The sequence below is a fragment of the [Collinsella] massiliensis genome (assembly GCF_002161605.1).
Classification (GTDB): Bacteria; Actinomycetota; Coriobacteriia; order Coriobacteriales; family Coriobacteriaceae; genus Enorma.
On record NZ_NFIE01000011.1, the window covers coordinates 1 to 23,124 of the forward strand.

Sequence of the window (23,124 nt, forward strand, 5' to 3'; positions counted from 1 at the left end):
TCCCCCCTCCGCCCGTGCCGCCAACACCCCCACAGATTCCCGCACCCCGGCCACGGACAAGCGGGTATAACAAGGCTCAGACTATCCGCCCAACGAAAAGGAGCCGTATGAGCACCACCCGCGCGCCCGAAGCCGCACCGTCCGCCCCCTCCACGCCGTCCGCCCGCGCAAGCGCCCGCGAGGCGCTCGTCCCCGGAAGCGCTACCTGCGGATTCTCCGTCGAGCGAACGCAAACCATCGCCGAGCTCGACGCCGACGCCTACGTGCTGCGCCACGAGGCCTCGGGGGCGCGCCTGCTCTACCTCGCCTGCGAGGACGAGAACAAGGCCTTCGCCATCGCCTTCAAGACGCCCCCGGCGAACAGCACGGGCGTGTTCCACATCCTCGAGCACTCGGTGCTCTGTGGCAGCGCGAAGTTCCCCGTGAAGGAACCGTTCGTCGACCTCATCAAGAGCTCCATGCAGACGTTTCTGAACGCCATGACCTACCCGGACAAGACCATCTACCCGGTGGCGTCCACCAACGAGCAGGACCTGCTCAACCTCATGGACGTCTACATGGACGCCGTGCTCAACCCGGCCATCTACACCAAGCCGACCATCTTCCAGCAGGAGGGCTGGCACTACGAGCTCGATGTGCCCGAGGGCGGAAGCCTGCGCGACGGCACCCTGCGCTACAACGGCGTGGTGTTCAACGAGATGAAGGGCGCGCTCTCCGACCCCATGAACGTGCTCGACGACGCCGTGAACGCCGCGCTCTTCCCGAAAACCCCCTACGCGTTCGAATCGGGCGGCGACCCGCGCGCGATCCCGCAGCTCACCTATGACGAGTTCCTGGACACGCACGCGCGCCACTACAACCTCGCCAACAGCTACATCACGCTGTACGGCGACTTCGCGGACGTCCGCCGCGAACTCACGTTCCTGGACGAGCGCTACCTCTCGCAGCCCTATGCAGCCGCGGAGCGCATCGAGCGGCAGCGCGCGGCCGGAGCGCCCGCGGAGGCCCTCGCGCCGAACCCGCTCCCCATGCAGGAGCCCACGGTCTGCGCGCACCGCCGCGTCACCATGGACACGACCCCCGAGAACGCGCTCGTGGGCATGGGCTATGTCATCGGCCAGGCGCTCGACACGTTCCGTGTCATCGCCGCCGACGTGCTCTTCGAGGCAATCCTGGGGTCCAACGAGGCGCCGGTGAAGAAGGCCATCATCGAGGCGGGCCTCGGCGGCAACGTAGTGAGCTACACCTCCACCGCCTGCCAGCAGCCCTACGAGATGATCATCCTGCAGAACGCCCAGCCCGAGGTCGCGCGCGCGTTCCGCGGCGTCATCGAGGACACCTGCCGCGGGCTCGTGGAGCAGGGCGTGCCGCGCGACCGCCTGGAGGCCGTGATCTCGAACAACGAATACGCCCTGCGCCAGCGCGATTACGGCGTGGCCGACGGCGTGGCGCTCGCCTGCGACGCGCTCTCCACGTGGCTCTACGACGACGAGGCCGCCACGTCCGCGCTCACGTGCGGCGACATCTACGCCGAGCTGCGCGACGCGCTCAAGGGCGACTTCTTCGAGACCCTCCTGCACGAGCTCGTGCTCGAGACCGACCACGCCGCCCTCGTGGAGCTCGTGCCCACCGAGGCCGACGCCGCGGACACCGCCGCCGGGGACGCCGTGACCGATCCCGGCGAGGCCGCCGAGCTCGCCGCGCGCAAGGACGCCATGTCCGACGCCGACCTGCAACAGGTGGTCGATGGCGTGGCGGAGCTGCGCCGCCAGCAGGAGGCGGAGGATGCGCCCGAGGACCGCGCGAAGCTGCCGCGCCTGCGCGTCGCGGACATCGGTCCCGCGCGCCCCGACGAGCCCGCCGAGCTCGACGAGTCCGCGCCCATCCCCTGCCTGCGGCACGACATCCCCACGCATCGCCTGGCGTACGCGCTTACGTATTTCGACCTGAGCCACGTGAGCTACGTCGAGCTGCCCTACGTGAAGGTGCTCTGCCGCCTGATGCAGCAGCTCCCCACCGCGCGCCGCACCGCCGCGGAGCTCGATAGCTACATCGGCTCCAACCTCGGCTTCCTCTCGTTCACCACCGAGGTCTACCAGCAGGAGGACTGGCGCCTCGCCCGCCCGGTGCTCCTCGTTTCCGCCGGCGCGCTCTCCGAGAAGATCGACGCGCTCGCGACCATCCCGCGCGAGGTGTGGGCGGAGACGCTGTTCGAGGACACCGAGCGCATGCGCGACGTGCTCACGCAGATGCGCATCGCCATGGAGCAGACCTTCATCACCGCCGGGCACCAGGCGGCGCTCGGACGCGCGCTCTCCTACGTCTCGCCCGCCGCGGTCATCTCCGAGCAGCTGGGCGGCGTGGACTTCTACCGCTTCCTGCGCGACCTGCTCGACCACTTCGACGAGCGCGCGGACGCCCTCTGCGACACCCTGCGCGGCCTGCGCGACCGCATCTTCACCTCGAGCGGCACCATCGCGAGCTTCACCGGCTCGGACGAGGACTACCGGCGCTACTGGGAGGCCGCGGGCACCCTGGGGCTCGAGCCGCGCACCGCGCGCGCCAAAGAGCTCTTCGTGCCCATGCCCGAGCCGCAGCGCGAGGCCTTCATCATCCCGAGCGACGTGTGCTACCTGGGCAAGGCGACCGACCCGCGTGTGCTCGGTCTTGCCACCGACGGCAGCTGGGGCGTCGCCGCCAACGCGCTCTCTTACGGCTTCCTGTGGAACGAGATCCGCGTGAAGGGCGGCGCGTACGGTTGCGGGTTCCGCGCCATCCCCGACCGCCAGCTCTCGTTCTACACCTATCGCGACCCGGCCATCGACCCGTCGATCGAGCGCATCGCGCGCAGCGGGGCCTGGCTGCGTGGGCTCGACGCGGACCGCGAGACGTTCGAGGGCTTCATCGTGAGCACCGTCGCCGGCCAGGACGCGCCTGTGAAGCCGTACGCGCTCACGAAGCGCCGCAACGGGGAGTACTTCTCCGGCAGGCCGGCGGGCTGGCGCGAGCAGCTGCGCGCGGACATGCTCGCGACCACGCCCGAGCGTCTGCGCGAGCTGGGCGATGCCGTCGAGCTCGTCGCCGAGCAGGCGCCCGCGTGCGTCTTCGGCGGCCGCGGCATCATCGAGGCGAGCGACGCCGACTGGAACGTCGTCGATCTCCTCGCCTGAATGTAAAATTACCCCAGGGGTATTTTTACATTGATACAGCGTACTGCGTGTAGAGAAACCCCAGGGGTCATGTAAAAATACCCCTGGGGTAATTTTACATGCAGTGGGCAGCGTAGAGCGGAATGCTGCGCAGCTCGTTGCCGTCCGCGTCGACCGTCCGTCCGAACTCCTGCTCGGATAGGCGTATCGCATACGGGGAACTCCCCTCGCGCATCAAGCGCCGCAGGCTCTTCGCCGTCACGTTCCGTGCCGACTTCACCTCGACGGGGATGACTTCCGCCTGAGGGGTCTGGTAAACGAAATCAACCTCACCTTGCGCGCCAGATCCCTCGGGCATCCAATAGTAGCTCGCGATGCCACGCGCGCGCAGCGCCTGCATGACAGCGTTTTCCGCGAGCGCGCCGCGAAACTCCGGAGATATGGCTCCGCGCGCATCCACATCGAGCACGAGCGCGGGGTCGATGCCAAATTTCTGGAACATGATGCCCGTGTCCGCCACATACACCTTGAAGAAGCTGCCTTCCTCGTCGTTGTACGGCGTGAGCGGGGCCTGGGTGTCGGACGTCCGCTCGTGGATGGAAACGATGCCCGCCGCCGCCAGCCATTCGAGTGGCTCAAGCAAGCGGGCGCGCCTTCCACCGCGCACGACGTCGGCGTACTTGAACTTTTTGGTCGAAGCGCGCAGCAGCTGGCGCGGCAGGCTTTCCCAGATTCGCTTGGCAGAGATGCCCGAGATGCCGTTCTGGGGGTCGGTCATGTCCGCCGTGTACGTGGCGTCGATCTCGCGCTGCTCCTCTGCGACCGCCTCCATGCTCCGCGTCTCGCACCAACGACGTACCGGCAGCGGCATACCGCCGACCACCAGGTACCTCCGATACCAGCCGAGCGCCTGCTCGTGGAGCATGTAGGGCTCGAGCGTCTCGACATGGGTTCGAATGTCATCGGCCATGCGGCGCTCCCCTTGCGCCCAAAGGAACTCCTCGAAATCGAGCGGGGTCATCGTGAGCTGGCGCACGCCGGAAGGGAACGGCAGCGAGCGTTTCTTCGTCGTGACGCCGAGCAAGCTGCCGCTCGCGATGATGCGCCACCAGGAGTCCGAGAAGAAGCGGAGGGCGTTGAGCGCCTTCTCGTGCAGCTGCACCTCATCGAAAAAGATCAGGGAATCCCCGGGCGTGAGGTCGACGCGCTTGTACTCGGCGATGCGCGCCACGATCGCGTCGACGTCGTCGCTTGCCCCCGAGAATATGCGCTCAATAGCCGCGAGGTCGGTTTGGAAGTCGAGCTTGACGAAGCGATCGCCCGCGAGTCGTCGCCCCACGTGCTCGACGGTAAAGGTCTTGCCCGTCCGCCGGGCGCCTTGAATGAGCAAGGGCTTGCTGTCGCCGCTCGAGAACCATCGCTCGATGGCCTGCTCAATTTTCCTTTCGAGCACCAAATTCGGCATGCGCATCACCTAAACCAATTTCGCGTACAAGCTGTACACGAAATTATATAATTTTGTGTACACGCTGTACATGAAACGGCATGTAAAATTACCCCAGGGGTTATTTTACATAGCCCCTGGGGTACTTGCGGTCAGTGAGTCAAATGAACCCGTCCCCAATGACTCACACGAGGCCGGCGCGGCGGCGGGCGAGACGGCCTGCGAGCCGGATGTCATACGGCGTGGTCTGGTAGACGTAGTAGTTCAGCCAGTTCGTGTAGAGCAGCTGCGCCTGGCTGCACCAGATATTGAGCGGCTCGCGCGCCGGGTCGTCGTCGGGGAAGTAGTGCGCCGGGACATCGGGGTCGATGCCGCGTGCCACGTCGCGCTCGTACTCCAAGCGCAGAGTGTCCGTGTCGTACTCGGGGTGCCCGAACACGAAGAACTGCCGGCTGTCCGCGCTCTTCACGATATACAGCCCCGCCTCGTCGGACTCCGCGACCACCTCGAGCTCGCGGCACGCCTCGATCTCCTCGCGGCACGACTCGGTGTAGCGCGAATGCACCGCGTAGAACCGGTCGTCGAAGCCGCGCACGAGCGGCGAGGAGCGCTTGACGAGCCGGTGCTCGTACACGCCGGAGAGCTTCGCGGGCAGCGCGCGCTTGTTGATGCCGTAATGGTGGTACAGCCCCGCCTGCGCGCCCCAGCAGATATGCAGCGTGGAGTGCACGTTCTCGACCGACCAGTCCATGATGCGCTGGAGCTCCGGCCAGTAGTCCACATCCTCGAAGTCGAGCTGCTCCACCGGCGCGCCCGTGATGATGAGGCCGTCGAAGTGCTCGTGCTCGACCTCCTCGAACGTGCGGTAGAACGTCTCGAGGTGATCCTCGGAGACATGCGTCGCCTCGTGGCTCACCGTGCGCAGGAGCTCGACCTCGATCTGCAGCGGCGTGTTCGAGAGCTTGCGCATAATCTGCGTCTCGGTGGCGATCTTCGTGGGCATGAGGTTCAAGATGAGCACGCGCAGGGGACGGATATCCTGGTGCAGCGCGCGGTACTCGGTCATGACGAAGATGTTCTCGCGCTCGAGGTCAGCGGTCGCGGGCAGCGCGTCGGGGATGCGGATGGGCATGGGGGCTCCTTCTCTAGCGGGCGTACCTCCCGGCTGCAGCTTTCCGGGCGCCCGCGAGCTTCCATCTTTTCACGCCCGCCGGAGCACGTCAAGCGCGCCGCCGCCCCGCCGAACGGTGTCGCCGTCCCCGCTGGGCAGCTCCGCGGCCCCACCTGAACCGCTACGCCGTCCCCGCCACCGTCGCTCCCGCGGCTGCGGCGACCTCAGCTTCCTCCGGGTAGTACACGCCCCAGTCGTAGCGCAGGCGCGTCATGATGTCCATGACGTCCGCCGCGTACTCCAGAAGCCACGCCTTGGATGCATCGCCCGCGACGGCAGCCTCGAGGTCGGCGACCTCGTAAGCGAGCGCATAGGCCTCCTCGCCCGCCGTCACGTCCTCGCGCCGACCGCCCTCCGTCCACACGATCGTCGCCGTGTCGGCGCGCGGGTACTCGTTCACCTCGATGTAGCAGCGGTCGAAGCTCAGCACCGCGCGCTTCGGCTGCTTCGAATGGAGCGAGAGCGAGAAGACGCCGATCTGCCCCTCGGCATTGCGCGTCACGAACCCGCTCGTCTGGTCCACGCCCGTCACGGCGCGGTTGGCGAGCGACACGACCTCGTCCGGCTTGCTCGCCATGAACAGGCGCGCGATGGAAAGCGCGTACACGCCGATGTCCAGCATAGCACCGCCCGCGAGCTGCAGGCTGTAGAAACGATTCGTGAGGTCGCCGTACTCCTTGTAGCTGCCGAAATTCACCTGCGCCAGGTTGAACGCGCCGAACGCGCCCGCCAGCATGCGGCGCCGCAGCTCATGGTAGAGCGGCATATGCAAGATGGTGGTCGCATCCATGAGGACGACGCCGTGGGCGTCCGCGAGGGCGCGCGCCTCGGCGAGCTCGGCCGCGTTGAGGGTGATGGCCTTCTCGCAGAGCACGTGCTTGCCCGCCGCGAGCGCCGCGCGCAGGTAGGTGATGTGCGTGTTATGCGGGGTGGCGATGTAGACGGCATCGATGTCGGTATCCGCCCACAGCTCGTCGAACGACGCGTACACGCGCGGGATCCCATAGGTCTCGGCGAACGCGACCGCCTTCTCATGGGTGCGGTTGGCGACGCCCTGGATGCGCCGGCCCGCGAGCGCGAGGGTCTGCGCCATCTGGTTCGCGATGGCCCCGCACCCCACGACCGCCCAGCGCAGCTGCGGCGCCGTGAAGATGTCCTGGGGGAACGGCTTGTCCTGCGCTGCGGCGCAAGCCGCGCGAGCGGCGGTAGCGGAGTCGATTGAAGCTGCGGAAACCTCGACGGACATATAACCCTCCCTAAAGCGTTTGGCAGGCACGCGTTCTCGGCATGCACTTTCCCATTCTACCCACGCGACCGCGACCGCCGGCTCATCCCGCGCGCTGCTCGTCCTCGAACTCAGCGATGGCCTGCAGAAACGCCTCGCCGTACTCGCTCGCCTTGGCCTCGCCGATGCCCGGGACGTCGAGCAGCTCCTCGCGCGTTGCGGGACGGCGGCGGCACAGCCCGCGCAGCGTCTTGTCGCTGCATACGATATACGGAGGCACCCCGCGTTCCTGCGCGAGCGAGCGACGCAGGGCACGCAGCCGCTCGAAGAGCTCCGCGTCGTCGCCCGGACAATCGCGCCCGGCATCGGCAAGCGCGCCCGCCTCGTCGCGCAGCAGGTCGACCGCCCGACGCACCCGCGCGCCCGAGCGGCCCTTCGACGCCCTCCACTTGATGGTGAAGGTGAAGCCCGGAGCGGTGTCCGGCAGACCCTCGCCGCTGCCGTCCCCGAACGGCGCGCCGCCGAGCGCCTCGCCCGCGCGCGGCCCCAACCCGATCACCGGGTACTGTCCCTGCGCAACCTCCAGGTAGCCCCGCCCCGCGAGCTGGTCGATCACATCCTTCACGCGGCCGAGCGGCATCTCGGCGAGCTCGCCATACCCTGGAGCGTCTACCAGGCGAAACTTCCTCAGCTTCTCGTTGTTCGCACCGTGGAGCGCCTCCGCGATGACGGTCTTGCCGAAGCGCCCCGGCCGCGCCGCCACGAAGCACATGATGGCGAGCGCCGCCGCGGTCACATCCTCGGCCTCGAACTCCGTGAGGCAGTTCGAGCAGTTCCCGCAGCCATGCGGCGCGGCGGTGCCTGCGCCCGCGGCAGCTTCCGCTCCCGCACCCTCCGCGCCGAGCGCGCCGGCGTCGTCGAAGTACCGCAGGATGTACGCCCGCAAGCAGCCCGTCGTCTGGCAATAGCCCTCCATCTGCCCAAGCAGCCGGTAGCGGTTCCGCCGCGCGCGCTCGAGCTGCTCGGGGTCGAGTGCCTCCTCCGCCGCGTCGCCCCTATCGATGAGGAAGCGCCGCAGGCGGAAGTCGTTGCCGTTCCACAAAAGGATGCAGCTCGCCGGGTCGCCGTCGCGCCCCGCGCGCCCCGCCTCCTGGTAGTACGCCTCGATGCTCTCGGGCACGTTCAGATGGATCACGTACCGGACGTTCGGCTTATCGATCCCCATACCGAACGCGTTCGTCGCCACCATGACGGGGATCGCGTCGCGGATGAAACCCTCCTGGTTCTCGTGACGCTCCTGCGGCGTATGCCCGCCGTGGTAGCGCCCCACGCGCACGCCCTCGGGCATGAGCTCGAGCTGCAGGTCGGTCGCGAGCTCGTCCACGGCACGGCGCGTCGCGCAGTAGATGATCCCGCTCTCGGACGCGTGCTCGCGCACGTACCGCGCGACCCACGCGCGCTTGTCCTTCTCGCCCAGCTCGCGCACCTCGTAGTAGAGGTTCGGGCGGTCGAAGCCCGTGACCTGGAACGCCGGCCGCTCCAGACCGAGCATCTGCACGATGTCCCGCCGCACGCGCTCGGTCGCCGTCGCCGTGAACGCAGCGAGCACCGGGCGCTTTGGCAGCGACGCCACGAACTCGGCGATCGAGAGGTACGACGGGCGGAAATCCTGCCCCCACTGCGACACGCAATGCGCCTCGTCCACCGCCACGAGCGGGATGCCCACCCCGCCCGGCGCTGCCGCGGCGCGCGCGAACGCTTGGAACTGCGGGCTCGACAGCCGTTCCGGCGCGACGTACATGATCTGGTACCAGCCCTCGCTCGCGCGCTTGAGCACGGTGTTCTGCTGCCCCGGCGTGAGCGTGGAGTTGAGGTACGCCGGGCGCGCGCCCGCGGCCTTGAGCGAGAACACCTGGTCGGCCATGAGCGAGACGAGCGGGCTCACCACGAGCGTGAGCCCCGGCAGCATGAGCGCCGGAACCTGGTAGCAGATGGACTTGCCGGCGCCGGTGGGCATGACGCCGAACGCATCGCGGCCGTCGAGGATCGCGTCGATGAGCGCCTCCTGCCCCGGGCGGAAGGAGCCGTATCCGAAATAGCGTTTGAGCGTCGCGTGCGCCTCGGGATGTTCGTGCTGCCCCGTCGCGTCCGGCTGGTCTGCCATGGTCGGCCGGTCTGCCACGTCCGCCTCCTTCACGTCCGCCTCCTCCGCATGATGGTGAATCGGTGTCGGCACCTATGGTAGCAACATGCGTCGGGCACCCGCTGCGCAGGTTGCTACAATGATGGCCACCGCACCCGAAGCGCCCCAGGCGCACGACCATCCCGAGGGGAGCACCATGGCACACGCCGCCGACACCATCACCGAGCGCGCGCTCGAGCTCGCGCGCCTGGCCGTCATCCGACGCATCATCACGGGCGTCGCGGTCCTGGTCTCCGCCCTGGTGCAGGCGTTCCTCATCCAAGCCTTCGTGAACCCCGCGGGCCTGCTGCCGAGCGGCTTCACCGGTATCGCCGTGCTCGTCGACCGCGTGACGGCGCTCTGGGGGGTGCGCATCCCCACGGACCTCGGCATGCTCGCGCTCAACATCCCGCTCGCGCTCATCTGCTGGAACCGCATCTCCAAGCGCTTCGTGCTGTTCTCGAGCCTGCAGGTCGTGCTCTCGGCGGCGTTTCTGCGTTTCTGCGATTTCAAGCCGCTGCTCGACGACCAGATTATGCTCGTGGTGTTCGGCGGGTTCATCTCGGGCATCTCGATTGCCATCGCGCTCAAGGCAGGCGCGTCCACGGGCGGCACGGACTTTATCTCGCTGCTCGTGGCCAACAGCACCGGCAAGACCATCTGGGGCTTCATCTTCGCCGGCAACTGCGCGCTCATCCTCGTGTCGGGCGCGATCTTCGGCTGGGAGAGCGCGGCGTACTCCATCGTGTTCCAGTTCATCTCGACGAAGACCATCGACAGCTTCTACCACCGCTACGACCGCGTGACGCTGCAGATAACCACGAAGCGCGCCGACGAGGTCATGGATGCCTATATCGCGAGCTTCCAGCACGGCATCAGCTGCGCGGAGGTGATCGGCGGGTACAGCCGCGAGCGCATGTACCTGCTGCACACCGTGGTCTCGACGTACGAGAGCGAGGACATCGTGCGCCTCGTGCGTGAGGTCGACCCCGGTGCGGTGATCAACGTGTTCCGCACGGACAACTTCATCGGCGGCTGGTGGCACGGGCATGTGGACGAGCCGGTTCCCACCGCCGTGCCCGACCCCTCGAAGCGCCCCGCGCGCGAGGCGGCCCGCCAGCGCCGCAACTCCCTCATGCAGGACGACGGCCGCTAGCCGGAGGCCGCAGCGATAGCGGCCGCATCAAACGCGGTTGTATATAGCGTTTGAGCAGAAACAAGATCGGGCGGCTCGACGCCGCCTTTTGCAGCAAGGATATTGTCAACTACAATGTTGCCCATTCGCTCTCCCGACTCCTTTGTCGAACCGGCAACATGTGGGGTAACGAGCACGTTATCGTAATCGAAGTATGGCATGTGCTTCGGCGGCTCACGTTCAAAGACGTCGGTCGCAAATGCTGAAATTTGACCCGACTCAAGCGCCTTACAGAGAGCATCCTGCCTAATAACATTGCTTCGCGCCGTATTGATGAGAATGGCAGAGGACTTCATTATCTTCAGCTCTTTCGTGCCAATCATATTGCGTGTCGCAGAAGTCAAGGGTACATGGAGAGTCACAATGTCAGAACGCCTTAGAAGGTCGTTGAGCGTCGTGTATATCAACCCGTAAATAGTAGGCTCAGTGCGCTGAACAATATCATAGCCAAGCACGTCCATACCAAATCCCATTGCACGACGCGCTACCGCAGTACCAATCTGACCGACACCGATTATGCCTACAGTTTTGCCGTAAAGGCTCATGCCGACGAGCTTGTTCCAATCCCCTCCGCGTGTACTATTAGCCATAGGGGTGATGCGACGCGCCAGGTCAAGAATAAGACCGAAAGTAAAATCGGCAGTTTCCTCACGATTCGCCGCGGGAGCATATGTTACCTGGATGTTGTTTGCACGTGCTTCAATGAGATCAACTCCATCAAAGCCAACTCCGTAACGAGCGATTATCTTTAACTTGTGCAACCTCCGAATGGTGGCTGCAGAAAGAGAGTCATTACCCAGGATAAGGGCATCGGCATCCTGAGCAAATTCGACCATTTCCCTTCCACTGAGAGGTCTCCCATAAGGGTTGAGCCTGACACTACATCCCGCTTCTTCGAGTCTATGCAAAGGTTCGGTAGCAAAACGACCGAAGGTGACAGCGCTCGAAGCGACAATCCAGCTTGACATCAAACATTCCTTTTTTTACAAGAACGGAAGCGGGCGGGGAAATAAAAAGGCGCGTCGCATCCAGCGACACGCCTTGATGGAATTATATGCTGATATAAAGGGGTGTACAAGAGACTCTACTGCTCTTCAAACTCATTGAGGGCCGTTGAAAGCAGTGTGCAGATTCGTTCAATAAACTCTTCAAACATACGCCTGCCCTTATCAGCATCCGCGATTACGGGATTACCATACACGCCCGAGACGCTTAAATCTCCTATTGAAGTGTTGTCATAACCGTACAGCACTGGGCGTTCGGGATATTCCGATACAGCACGATCCTGATGAACGAGCTCGGGACGAGCGGCGAGCATAAGCGAGGTTTCAAATTCATCTGCGTGGAACATCCCGCCCCACGTAGTCGATTCTACATGCGCCTCAAGCGATGCCGAAAGCCCGGGATAGAAACAAGCCATCACCTTAATCGGAGTCTCATCAGAAACTTCCCGGACGGCGTATTTCATCGTAGCCCCATTTGCCTCATGACCGTTAATGATAAGCAGAACGCGAATGCCCCAGCGCTCGACGGAATGAGCAATGTCTTTCAGCACCTCCTGAAGCACCGGCTGCCGAAGGGCAACTGTACCGATGCGGTCGCGCCAAACCCATGAGTAACCAAAGTTAAGATCAGGCAGCACGATGGCATCCGTACGATCAGAAACCGAACATGCCAGATGACGAGCTAAAAAGATATCGGTTCCCAACGGAAGGTGATACCCATGCTGCTCGGTAGAGCCCAGCGGCAAGAGTGCAATCGGTGCTCGCTTGACCTGTTCGGCAATCTCAGTCCAGGTGTGCTCATTCAAAATAAAAGCCATATAACCTCCCATCAGCGAAAATAAAAACAGCCCCCAATTACTCGAGGGCTGCAGGAGCCTGTTTTAGAACACCGCCAGCCAGCGCTTGGGGTTTTCGATAAAAATCTTATCGATGTCTTCTTGACTGACGCCTTCGTCCAAAAGTCGAGGAATAAACTTCGTCTTAATATACTTAAACCCGGGGCCGCCGCCATACCCCTCCAAATAAGAGGCGCGTCCCATATCTCCTGAAATGAGAAGTTGGTTAATGTAACCATGCTCAATAACAGATTTGATAAGCTTCACGCGAATACTGTCGGGATAGTATTTTGCCTTACCAGGACCGTCGAGTTGTACGTAAATACCGCGATCACAAAGCTTAAGGAAGTAGTATTCATCTGGGTTGCGATCGAGGTGGCCGAGGGCAACCTTGGTAAGATCAATTCCTTCACGCTCTAGCAAGTCGCAGACTTCAAGCCCCATGGTTCCACACTCAGTATGGCCCCATATAGGTGCTCCTGTTCGCTTGTGCGCAATGGCCGCCGCAACAGTTGTCTTTTCTTCGAGAGGGTGGATAAGATTGTACCAGGTGCCGATCTTGAGAAACCCAGCGCGAATCCCATTACGGCCAACCTCAATATCCCGAGAAAGAATGGAGGCGATTTCTTCCGTGCTGAGATAGGTCACCCAGTCGGGATAGTAGATATGTTTATTGAAGCCTGTTGTCCCAATAACGTGCACGCCTGTTATTTCAGACATGGCGCGAAGCTTGCTTAAATCACGACCATAATCGAGCGTCGAAGCTTCAACGAGCGTCTGTCCGCCAACTGAACGGAAATTATTAAGCTCATGCACGCTGCCTTCAAAACTTGAAAGCTCAAGGTCTCGATCCTTCTGACTAGCAGGAGGCACTGCCCATAGATGTTCATGAGGATAGGTGAAGCCCATCTCGTCGCCGGGGATATCGCCAGTAACCGTTCTTGCTTTTCCCATAGAGCATCAACCTTTCGCTATGATGGTAAACAGCCCCGCAATCACAATGCGGAGTGGGGACGGCGAGGGCAGAAGGCGCCAACCAGAGCCCTCGCTCGTCCTGCCTAATCAAACACTACAAGCCAAACAGCATGCCAATTAAACGCATGATGACGGCAACGATAATGGCATCAGTTGAAGCAAACCAGAGGCCCTCAACACCATACTGCGTGACATTGATAAGCGGATAAGCCAGCGCAACTATGATGCTGAACAGAAAGCCCAGAAGGAATGATGAGACGATCGCTCCGCGCTTACCACCGAGCTTGTCACCAAACACGCCCGCAGCGCCACCCATAAAGAACAGGCCAATAACGCCAGGCAGTACGACAACAGACATTTGAGTGCTAACAAATGTTGCAAGAATGCCGCCTACGAAAGCGCAGAGAAATCCGATCGTGGTTGCCACGGGAGCAGCGCCATAAAAGATGGGAACATCAAGCGCAGGACGTGCACCAGGAACAAGCTTTTCACTGATGCCCTTGAAAGCCGGGATGATCTCCCCGAGGAACATGCGTACACCCTGGAGTAGCACAAGAACGCCTGCAACAAAGGTAAGGCCCTGAACAATGGCATACACGAACATGTTCTGGCCAGCAGCGAGCTCACCAACAACCTCTGGACCGGCGGCAATAGCAACAATAACAAATACGACCACCATAATGATGCCCATAAGGACGCTCATGTCCTTCAGAAAACCGAGGCTCTCAGGAACATGCACGTTTTCCCAAGTGTCTTCTTCCTCATTACGGTTCTTCTTACCGACGAGCCTTCCAATCCAGCCACAAAATACAATGAGTGAACTACCCCAGAAACCAAAGCCAACCGCGTCAGTCTTAAGAATCTTCCTCGTATAGGGCTGTGCAATTGCGGGAAATACGACCATGCTGATGCCCTCAACTACCGAACCAATCGCAATGGCTGTCCAGCCGTTAATCCCCATTATGTCGAGAACAATTGCCATGGTTCCAGCGAAGCTGAACATCATGTGCCCGGTAAGGAAAATGAATTTGAACGGTGTAATACGAGCGAGAATGATGTTAATTGCAAATGAGATCAGCATGATCATGGGCGTCTCGAAGCCGAGTACGGTCTGAACGCCAGCAACAAGAGCATTGTCTTCAGGAACAACACCACTCATGCCAAAAGCAGCATTAAACATTGTGCTGAATGGTGTCAAGGCGCTGCTGATTACTGTTGACCCTGCGCTTAAGACAAGAAAACCAAGCATGGTCTTGAACGTTCCCATGACAATGGTCGAAGGCGAATTCTTCATCGCTACCAAACCAATTAGAGCAACGAGCCCCATAACAATGGCTGGTGTACTGAGAAAGTTGACCAGGAAATCTACCATGATTCCCTCCTTTTATTGTTCAAGGTATGGCAGAATTTGAGCTTCCATTGCTGCCTTATCGAGCATGTTGTCAATGGCAAGTACCGGAACTTCTGCCTCGATCTGCTTTGCAATCTCAGAGGACGCGACAATCAAATCGCAAGGTTTACCCTTATACGATCCAAGGTCGGTTGCCTCGCCCTCAACTTTTTTACCATGCTTGGACGCAATCTCCTGGATGGTCATAAGCATCATCAGACTTGTTCCAAAGCCCATGCCGCATACGGTCAATACTTTCATCTCATTCACCTTCTTTCAAAATCTCAAGAACGTCCTCGTAACTCTGGGCATCATGTAATCGCCTTACCAAATCAGGTATTACAAATATTGACGAGAGTGCTTGCAGCAGTTCTAGGTGCCCTTCATTTGTCGTTCCACCCAAAGCGATTACAACAGAAACCGGATCATTGGTCGGATGTCCGAAGGCAACCGGATTTGCCAGCGTAAGCAGCGATATGCAGGGGTGGGCCACAAATCCGGAAGGCCGTGCGTGCGGCATTGCGAGCCCAGGGGCTATCACCATGTATGGCCCCAACGAATGGTAAGCATCGACCATTGCTTCAACATACGCTTCCTCAGCATTACCTGAGGCAACAAGCAATTCGCCAGCAAGATGTATTGCCTCCTCCGCATCCCTTGCGTTCGCACCCAGGGCAACGGCTTTAGGAGTGAGGAGCTTGTGAATTGGCTGTTTCGCGGAATTCATATTGAGCTCCTTTCAATCCAGATAATCTAGACAACTGAATCAATCCGCTCATACTGAACGAGCCTCTCAAGCGAATGTTTAATGCCTTTGGCATTAAGACTCTCGAGATCTTCGGATTGGAAACATCCTGCCCCCAACCCAACATGGCGAGCTCCAGCATCGAGGTAGCTTTTTATGTTTTGAGCATTGATGCCTCCGACGGCCATGATCGGTATATTGCCCAAAGGAGCCCGAATGTCCTTCAAATACGCTGGAGTCATGCGCGCAGCAGGAAACACTTTGATAATATCTGCGCCACGAACCAGCTGCTCATGAATCTCTGTTGGAGTAAGCCCCGACGGTATCGCCAACACACCATTTTTGTGGGCGAAATCAATAATCTCCTCAGTAAACTGAACGGGCGATAGAAGAAATGAGGCACCTGCAGCAATAGCCCGTTTGGCATCTTCAAGCGATAGGATTGTGCCCGCGCCTATAAGCAATCGGTTTCCAAATTCAGCTCTCAGGCTGCAAATGTCCTCACACGCGCGCTCTCCAACAAGAGAGACTTCCATCGAATGAATGCCCGTTAATGCCATCTGCTCAGCAATTAGACGTAGCTGAGTAAAGGAAAGACCCCGTGCAATAACTGTCACCGTTGGAAAAGAATCGGCTTTCATATTCACGTTAATTCACCTCCTTTGTAATTTCAGAAATGAATATTATTAGATATTCTATCACATAACCTACATATATTAATTTGAACTTAGATTTCTATCGGCAAACGGCATCAAATGAGACAGGATTTCAAATGATGAAAAGAATTAGCTGATAAATGCACTAAATACCAGAAGATTTACTGCAATTAATCTTCGGTAAACGGTAACTAAATTGAAATCGATATACAAATTGTTCCGATTTGGTTGGATAACTCAATTCGGTATGTGTACAGTAACTGTATAAAATTTAATATACCTTTGCATATTTATTTAGAATAACTGACCATCAAGCGATGGGAGCAGCCAGCATAATTTGGCGAACGTAGAGATTCTGCAACTCCTCGAATGAGATGAGCCTCCGTCAAGCAGCACCTTCAAACGCTCTCGCATGGAGCCACCGCTCATACGGGTTACAGCGCTTTGCGCGCATCATTAATCCCGTTCATAAACCATGACTCTCTAGTAAGCAGCAACAAAATCTGACAACCCCGCTTGCCAAGCAAGGTATGCCAAACCGAAAACACGCCATTGAGTTCGGATCGAATAAACTCTTCAATGATTAGTAGCGCCAGATGCCTCTTCATCAGCCTTGAGGCATTCGGCTCAATCCCAATGGGCCATATCACCTCATACGCCTTGATAAAAAGGTGACTGACACCAAATTATCGCTCGCATCCTCGCATCGGCCGCGCAGGTTACTCGTCGTCACTGGCGCCGAGCTGCGCGAGCACGGAGAGCGCAGCGGCGACCACACCCGAGTTGCCCTCGCCCGCATCGAGCCCGCGTCCCACGCCGCTGCCCGCGCCGGCACCCGCGCGGCACGGCACGGAAAGCTTGCGGCTCTTGGGGAAGTTCGTCGCCCCCAGCCGCGAGCGCAGGTCGAACGCCACGTCCTTCGGCACATCGATCCCCTGGAACACGAGGCGCCCGCCCGTGAGCGACACGCTCTCGAGCCCCAGCCGGTCGGCACGGATGCGCAGCCGCGCGCGGTCGAACAGGTTCCGCGCGGCGAGCGGTGCCTCGCCGAAGCGCTCCTCGCACTCCTGCTGTACCTCGTCCACCGCAGAGAGCTCGTCGGCAGCGGCGAGCTTGCGGTACACGAGCACGCGCCGGTCGACCTCGGGGATGTACTCCTCGTCCAGGTAGAAGTCGGCCGGCAGGTTGATCGCCACCCCCGCGGCCTCGACGTCGCCGGACACCTCGCCGCGCGCCTCGGCCACCGCCTGGCCCAGCATCTGCGTGAACAGGTCGAAGCCCACGCTCGAGAGGTTGCCGTGCTGCTCCGCGCCCACGAGCGAACCCGCGCCGCGGATCTCCAGGTCGCGCATGGCGATGCGCATGCCGCTCCCCAGCTCCTGGAACTCCGAGAGCGCGGTCAGGCGCTCCGTCGCCTCCTCGGTGAGCGGCAGCTCGCCCGGGAACATGAAGTACGCGTAGGCCTGCGTGGCGCTGCGACCCACACGGCCTTTGAGCTGGTAGAGCTGGGCGAGGCCCAGCCGCTGCGAGTCCTCGATGATGAGCGTGTTCGTGTGCGGGTTGTCGATGCCGCTCTCGATGATGGTCGTCGCCACGAGCACGTCGATGCGCCCCATGGCGAAGTCGATCATCACGTCCTCGACCTCGCGCGGGCTCATCTGCCCGTGCGCCACCCCCACACGCGCCTCGGGCACGGCCTCGTGCACGCGGTCGACGGCGTCGTCGATCGTCTTCACGCGGTTGCTCACGTAATACACCTGCCCCTTGCGCGAGAGCTCGAGGCGGATGGCCGAGCTCACCACGTCCGGGTCGTACTCTCCCACGTGCACGATGACCGGGCGGCGCCCCGTGGGCGGCGTGGTGATGAGGCTCATGTCGCGCACGCCCGAGATGGCCATCTGCATGGTGCGCGGGATGGGCGTCGCCGAGAGCGTGAGCACGTCGATCTGCTCGCGCAGGTTCTTGAGCTGCTCTTTGTGCTGCACGCCGAAGCGCTGCTCCTCGTCGATGATGACGAGCCCGAGGTTCGCCGGGTTCACGTCCGAGGAGAGGAGCCGGTGCGTGCCCACGAGCACGTCGAGCTTGCCCTCGGCGAAGGCCGCGAGCGCGCGTTTCTGCTGGCCCGGCGTGCGGAAGCGGCTGAGCACCTCCACCTCCACGCCGAAGGGCGCGAAGCGCTCGAAGAACGTCTGGTAGTGCTGCTGCGCCAGGATCGTGGTGGGGCAGAGCACCATCACCTGCCGGCCGCTGTCCACGCATTTGAACGCCGCGCGTAGCGCCACCTCCGTCTTACCGAAGCCCACGTCGCCGCAGAGCAGGCGGTCCATGGGCTTGGCGGATTCCATATCGGCCTTGATGTCAGCGATGGCGTCGAGCTGGTCGTGCGTGGGCTCGTAGGGAAAGCTTTCCTCCATCTCGATCTGCTCCGGGGTGTCCGGCGGGCAAGCGACGCCGGTGATCGACGAGCGCCGCGTGTAGAGGTCGACGAGATCGAAGGCGAGCTTCTTGGCGCTCTTGCGCGCCTTGTTCGTAGCGCGCGCCCAGTCCGCGGTGTTGAGCCGCGTGAGCCGGGGGTTCTGCCCGTCCGGCCCTACGTAGCGCGTGATGCGGTCGACCTGCTCGAGCGGCACGTAGAGCTTGTCGCCGTCGGCATATTCCAAGAGGAAGTAGTCGCGCTCGCGCCCGGCGACCTCCTGGCGCACGATGGCGGTGAAGTGCGCGATGCCGTGCGTGGCGTGCACCACGTAATCGCCCGGCTTGAAGGGGAACGTGACCTCGGTCATGTCCACGCGGCGGCGCGTCTTACGTCCGCGGCGCGCGTCCATGCGCGCGTTGAGGTCGGCGAGCGAGAGCACGGCGAGGTGCGCCTCCGGCACCACAACGCCCGCCGGCAGCGGCAGGTCGACGAAGGTGACCCGTCCGCGTGTGATGGTGGGCACGGTCGGTGCGGCAGGTTCGCCCGAGTCATTGGGGACGGGTTCATTTGACTCACGACGCGAGCGCAGGAAGGAATCGCCGCGCCCGCCGGCATCTTCCGAGCGCGCTGAGTCAATTGAACCCGTCCCCAATGACTCAGCCCCCAAGGTTCTCGCATTGAGCGGGTCGGCATCGCGCTTGAGCAGCGTCACGTGCACGCCCTCGCCCACCGCGCCCGCGTTCTCGGGCGCCGTCTGCAGCGATTCCTCGAACGGGATGGACTCGTCGCCGAGCGAGAGCTCGAGCGAATCGCGCGCGCCGCGGTCGGGCACGGCGAACACGCAGGCGAACCGGTTCGAGACGAGCTCACGCACGCGCGAGATGAAGCGCGTGTCCGACCCCGCGATCGCGGGCTGCTCGATCTTGAGCTCCGCCGTCACCGCGCCGCCCGCGCGGATGATCGACACGAGGTTCAGCCGCTGCTGCTTGCCGAAGTCGAGCTGTTGCGGCCGCAGGTAGAGCCCATCGAGGTGCGCCACGCCCGCCTCGCCGGCACGGCGCTCGATGTCCTCATAGGCGCGCGTGCAGTCGTCGAAGAGCGAGCGCGGCTCCGACAGCACCACGAGCGCCTCGGGCGCCAGGTGCGCCAGCGGGCTCTCGGTGCGCTCGTACATGAACGGCAGGTACCGGTCGAGCTCCGGCGTCACCACGCGGGCGTCCGCGAGCTCCAGCTGCGCGGCGAGCTCCGGGTCGCTCTGCGCGGGCTGGTAGAAGGCCACATGCAGGCGATGCACGGCGTCGTCGGTGAGCGCGAGCTCGCGGCAGGGGAAAATCTGGACGCGCTCGTCGTCGCCGATGGTCTGGCCCGTGGAGGTCACCATGCGGCGGATGCGGTCGATCTCGTCGCCGAAGAACTCGATGCGCACGGGCGCGGTGCCCTGTGCGGGATAGATGTCGATGGTATCCCCGTGCACGCGGAACAGCCCGGGCGCATCCGCCTCGTCGGCGCGCGTGTATCCCATGCCCACCAGGGTCTTCGGCACGTCCTCGAACGGGCGCTCCTCGCCCACCGAAAACGTCACGCTCGCCCAATAGCGGCTCTCCGCCGGCGGGACGCAGCGCAGCAGCGAGCGCGCCGAGGCGACCATGATGCACGCCTCGCCCTGCGCCAGGCGCTCGAGGGCGGCGCACCGCGCGGCCACCACCGCGTCGTCGGGCTGCTTGTCGAGCCAAGGGTAGTCCGTGCGCTCCGGGAAGCGCGCGACGTGCTCCGGCCCCAGGTACGCTGACAGCCCCCGCGCCGCCCGCTCGGCCGCGTCCTCGCCCGAGACGAGGTACACCATGGGCCGCGGGTGCCGAGCGAACTGCGCTGCGAGCACAAGCACGCGGCCGGACTGCGACACGGCGAGCGTGGCGTCCTTGCCCGCGGCGAGCGCCTCCTCGATGGCCTGCGGCCCTTCGGCGGTATACAGCTGTGCAGCGATACGATGAATGAGCATGGAGCATCCCGAATCTGACAAACCGGGCGGTCTCGGCCGCGCATGCGGCGCGCCCGCCCTTCGATGATTTCACCGATGCATTGTACCGCAGCCCAGATGACGCACCGTCTCGCGCGGCGCTGCACACGACACTGTGCGCGGCGCCATGGGCGCCCGGGCGGCTCCCAGGGGCGCTGGCCTCACCCGGGCTCCGGGGGCGCTGGCCTCACCCGGGGAGCCCCACCCCACCCCTCAAGCTGATCAAAGGAGCCAAAATGGGGACGTTTTGCGCGGAAAACTTGCACGGTTTTGGCCCCTAACCAACCGCCTGCGCCGCCGATGCACGGGTTTGGCCCCTCACCAATCGGCTGCGCCGCCGACGCACGGTTTTGGCCCCGTACCGCGCCGCGGCCTGCCCACCCCCGCAGCCACCGCGTCAAAGCCCGCCTGCGCCCCGCAGCCACCGCGTCAAAGCCCGCGGCCCGCCCACCTCCGCAGCCACCGCGTCCTCGTCGTACTCGCCGCCCGCCCACGTCCCGCAGCCGTGTCCTCGGTATAATGAGCGTGCCCGTTCGAGAGAAAGAGGCGCCCATGCCACGTGAAACCAATGCCGCCAAGCGCGAACGCGCCATCGAGGTGTGCCGTCGCCTCAACGAGCGCTACGGCCCGGTCGAGTGCTTCCTCGACCACGCCAACCCCTTCCGTCTCGTCATCTCCGTCCTCCTTTCCGCGCAGACCACCGATGCGCAGGTCAACAAGGTCACGCCCGAGCTCTTCCGCCGCTGGCCCACGCCCGAGGCCATGGCGAGCGCCACGCCTGCCGAGGTCGCCGAGGTCATCAAGTCGCTCGGTTTCTACAAGACGAAGGCGAAGCACGCCGTGGAATGCGCACAGATGATCGTCGCGGACTACGGCGGCAAGGTGCCGGCGGACATGAAGGAGCTCGTCAAGCTCCCCGGCGTGGGTCGCAAGACGGCGAACATCGTGCTCAACGTCGGGTTCGGCATCGTCGAGGGCATCGCCGTCGACACCCACGTGAACCGCATCGCCCATCGCCTGGGGCTCTCCCCTAAGACGCATGCGAAGGAGCCCCTCAAGACCGAGCAGGACCTCCTGAAGATCTTGCCGAAAGAGTATTGGAACGACGTGAACCACCAGTGGATCATGCTCGGCCGCGAGATCTGCGATGCGCGCAAGCCCCGCTGCGGTGAGTGCCCGCTCGCGGACATCTGTCCCAGCGCGAAGATGGGCTGAGCTATCCCAGTTGCGCGAAGAAGTTCGTAACGTGCCCCGCCATCTCGCCCAGCAGCTCCGCCACCTCCTCCGGGGTGGCTCCGTTCAGGATGCACGTGCAGACGTAGGAGCCCACGAACACCACAGCGAGCAGCAGCGGGATGCCGATGATGAGACCCACGACACGCAGCACCGCGAGCCGTTTTCGACGGCGCGTTCGCCGCTTGTCGAACGCGAGCTCCTCCCGATACGCCTCCTGCGCGACGGAGTACGGCTCGTTACCCGCATACCCAGCGCCATGGGGAGCGGCCGCCTGGAATCCCTGCGCGCGTCCGGCGGCAGCCGCGGCATCCTCCCAGGATCCAGCCTGGCCGCTACGTCTGGCCACCGCAACCGATGCCGCCCCGCCGCCCGGCGGCGCCGCGCCAACGTCGACTACCCCCGGCGCCGCGGCAGCAACATCGGGCACCCCCTGCAGCGCGTCACGCCTATCGCTCTGCACCCGTAGCTCGCGTTCCCTGCGCTCGGAAACCTGCCGAGGCGTCTCGATGAACAGATCCATGCCGGCCCTCCACTCCCCGCGCCCTGCGTATGAGCATCAGTGTGGCAGCGAGGGCAGCCGGGACCAAACGATTGCAAGATATTTTCGATAAAGGGCTCCAGGGCGCACGGAACCGCCCGCGAGCGGTCGTTCGCACCCGGCGCGGCGCGAAAATGCGACGTTTCGAAACATTCGGCGGCGTGCAGCACTCGCCCCGGCGTGCAACACCCGCCCCGGCGTGCAACACCCGCCCGGCACCGAGCACGCCCGGCAGCAAGCCCCCGCACGCCGTCAGAACAAAAAGGAGCCGAGCCCCAAGAGGCCCGGCTCCATATGGTGCGTTTCACACGTACCGAAAGGTTCGGCTCAACCTAGTAGTTAACGACCTGCTCCTCGAAGTAGCTCTGCGGATGGTTGCAGACGGGGCACATCTGCGGAGCGGTGGGGCCGACATGCAGGTGGCCGCAGTTGAGGCACTTCCACACCTTCACGCCCTCGCGCGTGAAGACCTCGCCCTTCTCGACGCGCTCGGCGAGCTTGAGATAGCGCTCCTCATGCGCCTTCTCGACCGCGCCGACGCCCTTGAACTTCGCGGCGATCTCCTTGAAGCCCTCCTCCTCGGCGGTCTTCGCGAACTCCGCGTACATGGTCGTCCACTCGTAGTTCTCGCCGGCGGCCGCGTCCTTCAGGTTGTCGAGGGTACCGGGGATCTCGCCACCATGAAGATACTTGAACCAGAGCTTGGCGTGCTCGGACTCGTTCAGCGCGGTCTCCATGAAGATGTTGGAGATCTGCACGTAGCCGTCCTTCTTGGCCTTGGAGGAGTAATAGCGGTACTTGGTGTGCGCCTGCGACTCGCCGGCAAACGCGGTCTCAAGGTTCTTCTTAGTTTGAGAGGTCTCGAAATCCATGGTCGCGTCCCTTTCTCTTCTGTGCGAACGACACGGTACCCAGCAGCATAGAGCCAGGTGTATCGATTATACC

General features: G+C 62.7%; 17 protein-coding genes. 3 read left to right on the forward strand and 14 right to left on the reverse strand.

Going from position 1 to position 23,124, the window contains the following annotated elements:
• Positions 1-107 precede the first annotated feature (107 nt).
• Positions 108-3,170, forward strand: a complete 3,063-nt coding sequence (locus B5G02_RS05650; RefSeq protein ID WP_094335512.1) for an insulinase family protein — start codon at positions 108-110, stop codon at positions 3,168-3,170.
• A 94-nt stretch (positions 3,171-3,264) separates the two neighbouring features.
• Here B5G02_RS05650 and B5G02_RS05655 read toward each other — a convergent pair whose 3' ends face one another.
• The 4 genes from B5G02_RS05655 to B5G02_RS05670 all read right to left on the reverse strand — a co-directional run bounded on the left by B5G02_RS05655 (position 3,265) and on the right by B5G02_RS05670 (position 9,186).
• A complete protein-coding gene (locus B5G02_RS05655) occupies positions 3,265-4,614 on the reverse strand; it encodes an ATP-binding protein (protein ID WP_094335513.1) in 1,350 nt (449 codons plus the stop codon).
• A 163-nt stretch (positions 4,615-4,777) separates the two neighbouring features.
• Positions 4,778-5,725, reverse strand: coding sequence for a homoserine O-acetyltransferase MetA (metA, locus tag B5G02_RS05660; protein ID WP_094335514.1), 948 nt, complete (start codon positions 5,723-5,725; stop codon positions 4,778-4,780).
• 160 nt (positions 5,726-5,885) lie between these two features.
• Positions 5,886-7,010, reverse strand: a complete 1,125-nt coding sequence (locus B5G02_RS05665) for a Gfo/Idh/MocA family protein (protein WP_019239397.1) — start codon at positions 7,008-7,010, stop codon at positions 5,886-5,888.
• 82 nt (positions 7,011-7,092) lie between these two features.
• Positions 7,093-9,186, reverse strand: coding sequence for a RecQ family ATP-dependent DNA helicase (locus B5G02_RS05670; protein WP_094335515.1), 2,094 nt, complete (start codon positions 9,184-9,186; stop codon positions 7,093-7,095).
• A gap of 142 nt (positions 9,187-9,328) precedes the next feature.
• Between B5G02_RS05670 and B5G02_RS05675 the strand changes: the two genes are divergently transcribed.
• Positions 9,329-10,327, forward strand: a complete 999-nt coding sequence (locus B5G02_RS05675) for a YitT family protein (protein ID WP_094335516.1) — start codon at positions 9,329-9,331, stop codon at positions 10,325-10,327.
• On the opposite strand, the gene B5G02_RS05680 is transcribed toward B5G02_RS05675, so the two are convergent.
• The 8 genes from B5G02_RS05680 to mfd form a co-directional block, all read right to left on the reverse strand.
• On the reverse strand, positions 10,324-11,334 hold the full coding sequence (locus tag B5G02_RS05680; RefSeq protein ID WP_164476333.1) for a phosphoglycerate dehydrogenase: 1,011 nt from the start codon (positions 11,332-11,334) through the stop codon (positions 10,324-10,326). The genes B5G02_RS05675 and B5G02_RS05680 overlap by 4 nt on opposite strands.
• Positions 11,335-11,450: 116 nt before the next feature.
• Positions 11,451-12,188 carry a creatininase family protein gene (locus B5G02_RS05685; RefSeq protein WP_094335518.1) on the reverse strand — a complete coding sequence of 246 codons (738 nt, stop codon included), beginning with the start codon at positions 12,186-12,188 and terminating at the stop codon, positions 11,451-11,453.
• Between the two features lie 63 nt (positions 12,189-12,251).
• Positions 12,252-13,160: a phosphotriesterase family protein gene (locus tag B5G02_RS05690; RefSeq protein WP_094335519.1), complete on the reverse strand. Its 909-nt coding sequence runs from the start codon at positions 13,158-13,160 to the stop codon at positions 12,252-12,254.
• 115 nt (positions 13,161-13,275) lie between these two features.
• The gene (locus B5G02_RS05695; RefSeq protein WP_094335520.1) at positions 13,276-14,553 is read right to left on the reverse strand and encodes a PTS ascorbate transporter subunit IIC; all 1,278 of its coding nucleotides are present in this window, start codon (positions 14,551-14,553) and stop codon (positions 13,276-13,278) included.
• Between the two features lie 12 nt (positions 14,554-14,565).
• On the reverse strand, positions 14,566-14,832 hold the full coding sequence (locus tag B5G02_RS05700; protein WP_094335521.1) for a PTS sugar transporter subunit IIB: 267 nt from the start codon (positions 14,830-14,832) through the stop codon (positions 14,566-14,568).
• A 1-nt stretch (position 14,833) separates the two neighbouring features.
• Positions 14,834-15,298, reverse strand: coding sequence for a PTS sugar transporter subunit IIA (locus B5G02_RS05705; RefSeq protein ID WP_094335522.1), 465 nt, complete (start codon positions 15,296-15,298; stop codon positions 14,834-14,836).
• Positions 15,299-15,324: 26 nt separating this feature from the next.
• Complete coding sequence (locus B5G02_RS05710; protein WP_094335523.1) at positions 15,325-15,957, reverse strand: bifunctional 4-hydroxy-2-oxoglutarate aldolase/2-dehydro-3-deoxy-phosphogluconate aldolase; 633 nt, start codon at positions 15,955-15,957, stop codon at positions 15,325-15,327.
• Between the two features lie 734 nt (positions 15,958-16,691).
• A complete protein-coding gene (gene mfd / locus B5G02_RS05715) occupies positions 16,692-20,387 on the reverse strand; it encodes a transcription-repair coupling factor (protein WP_094335524.1) in 3,696 nt (1,231 codons plus the stop codon).
• Between the two features lie 570 nt (positions 20,388-20,957).
• Here mfd and nth point away from each other — a divergent pair.
• A complete protein-coding gene (gene nth / locus B5G02_RS05720; RefSeq protein WP_094335525.1) occupies positions 20,958-21,620 on the forward strand; it encodes an endonuclease III in 663 nt (220 codons plus the stop codon).
• 1 nt (position 21,621) lies between these two features.
• Here the strand turns inward: nth and B5G02_RS05725 are convergent, their stop codons facing one another.
• Complete coding sequence (locus B5G02_RS05725) at positions 21,622-22,161, reverse strand: hypothetical protein (protein ID WP_094335526.1); 540 nt, start codon at positions 22,159-22,161, stop codon at positions 21,622-21,624.
• A 350-nt stretch (positions 22,162-22,511) separates the two neighbouring features.
• Positions 22,512-23,051 (reverse strand): rubrerythrin, encoded by a 540-nt coding sequence (rbr, locus tag B5G02_RS05730; protein WP_094335527.1) that lies wholly within the window; start codon positions 23,049-23,051, stop codon positions 22,512-22,514.
• Between the last annotated feature and the right edge of the window lie 73 nt (positions 23,052-23,124).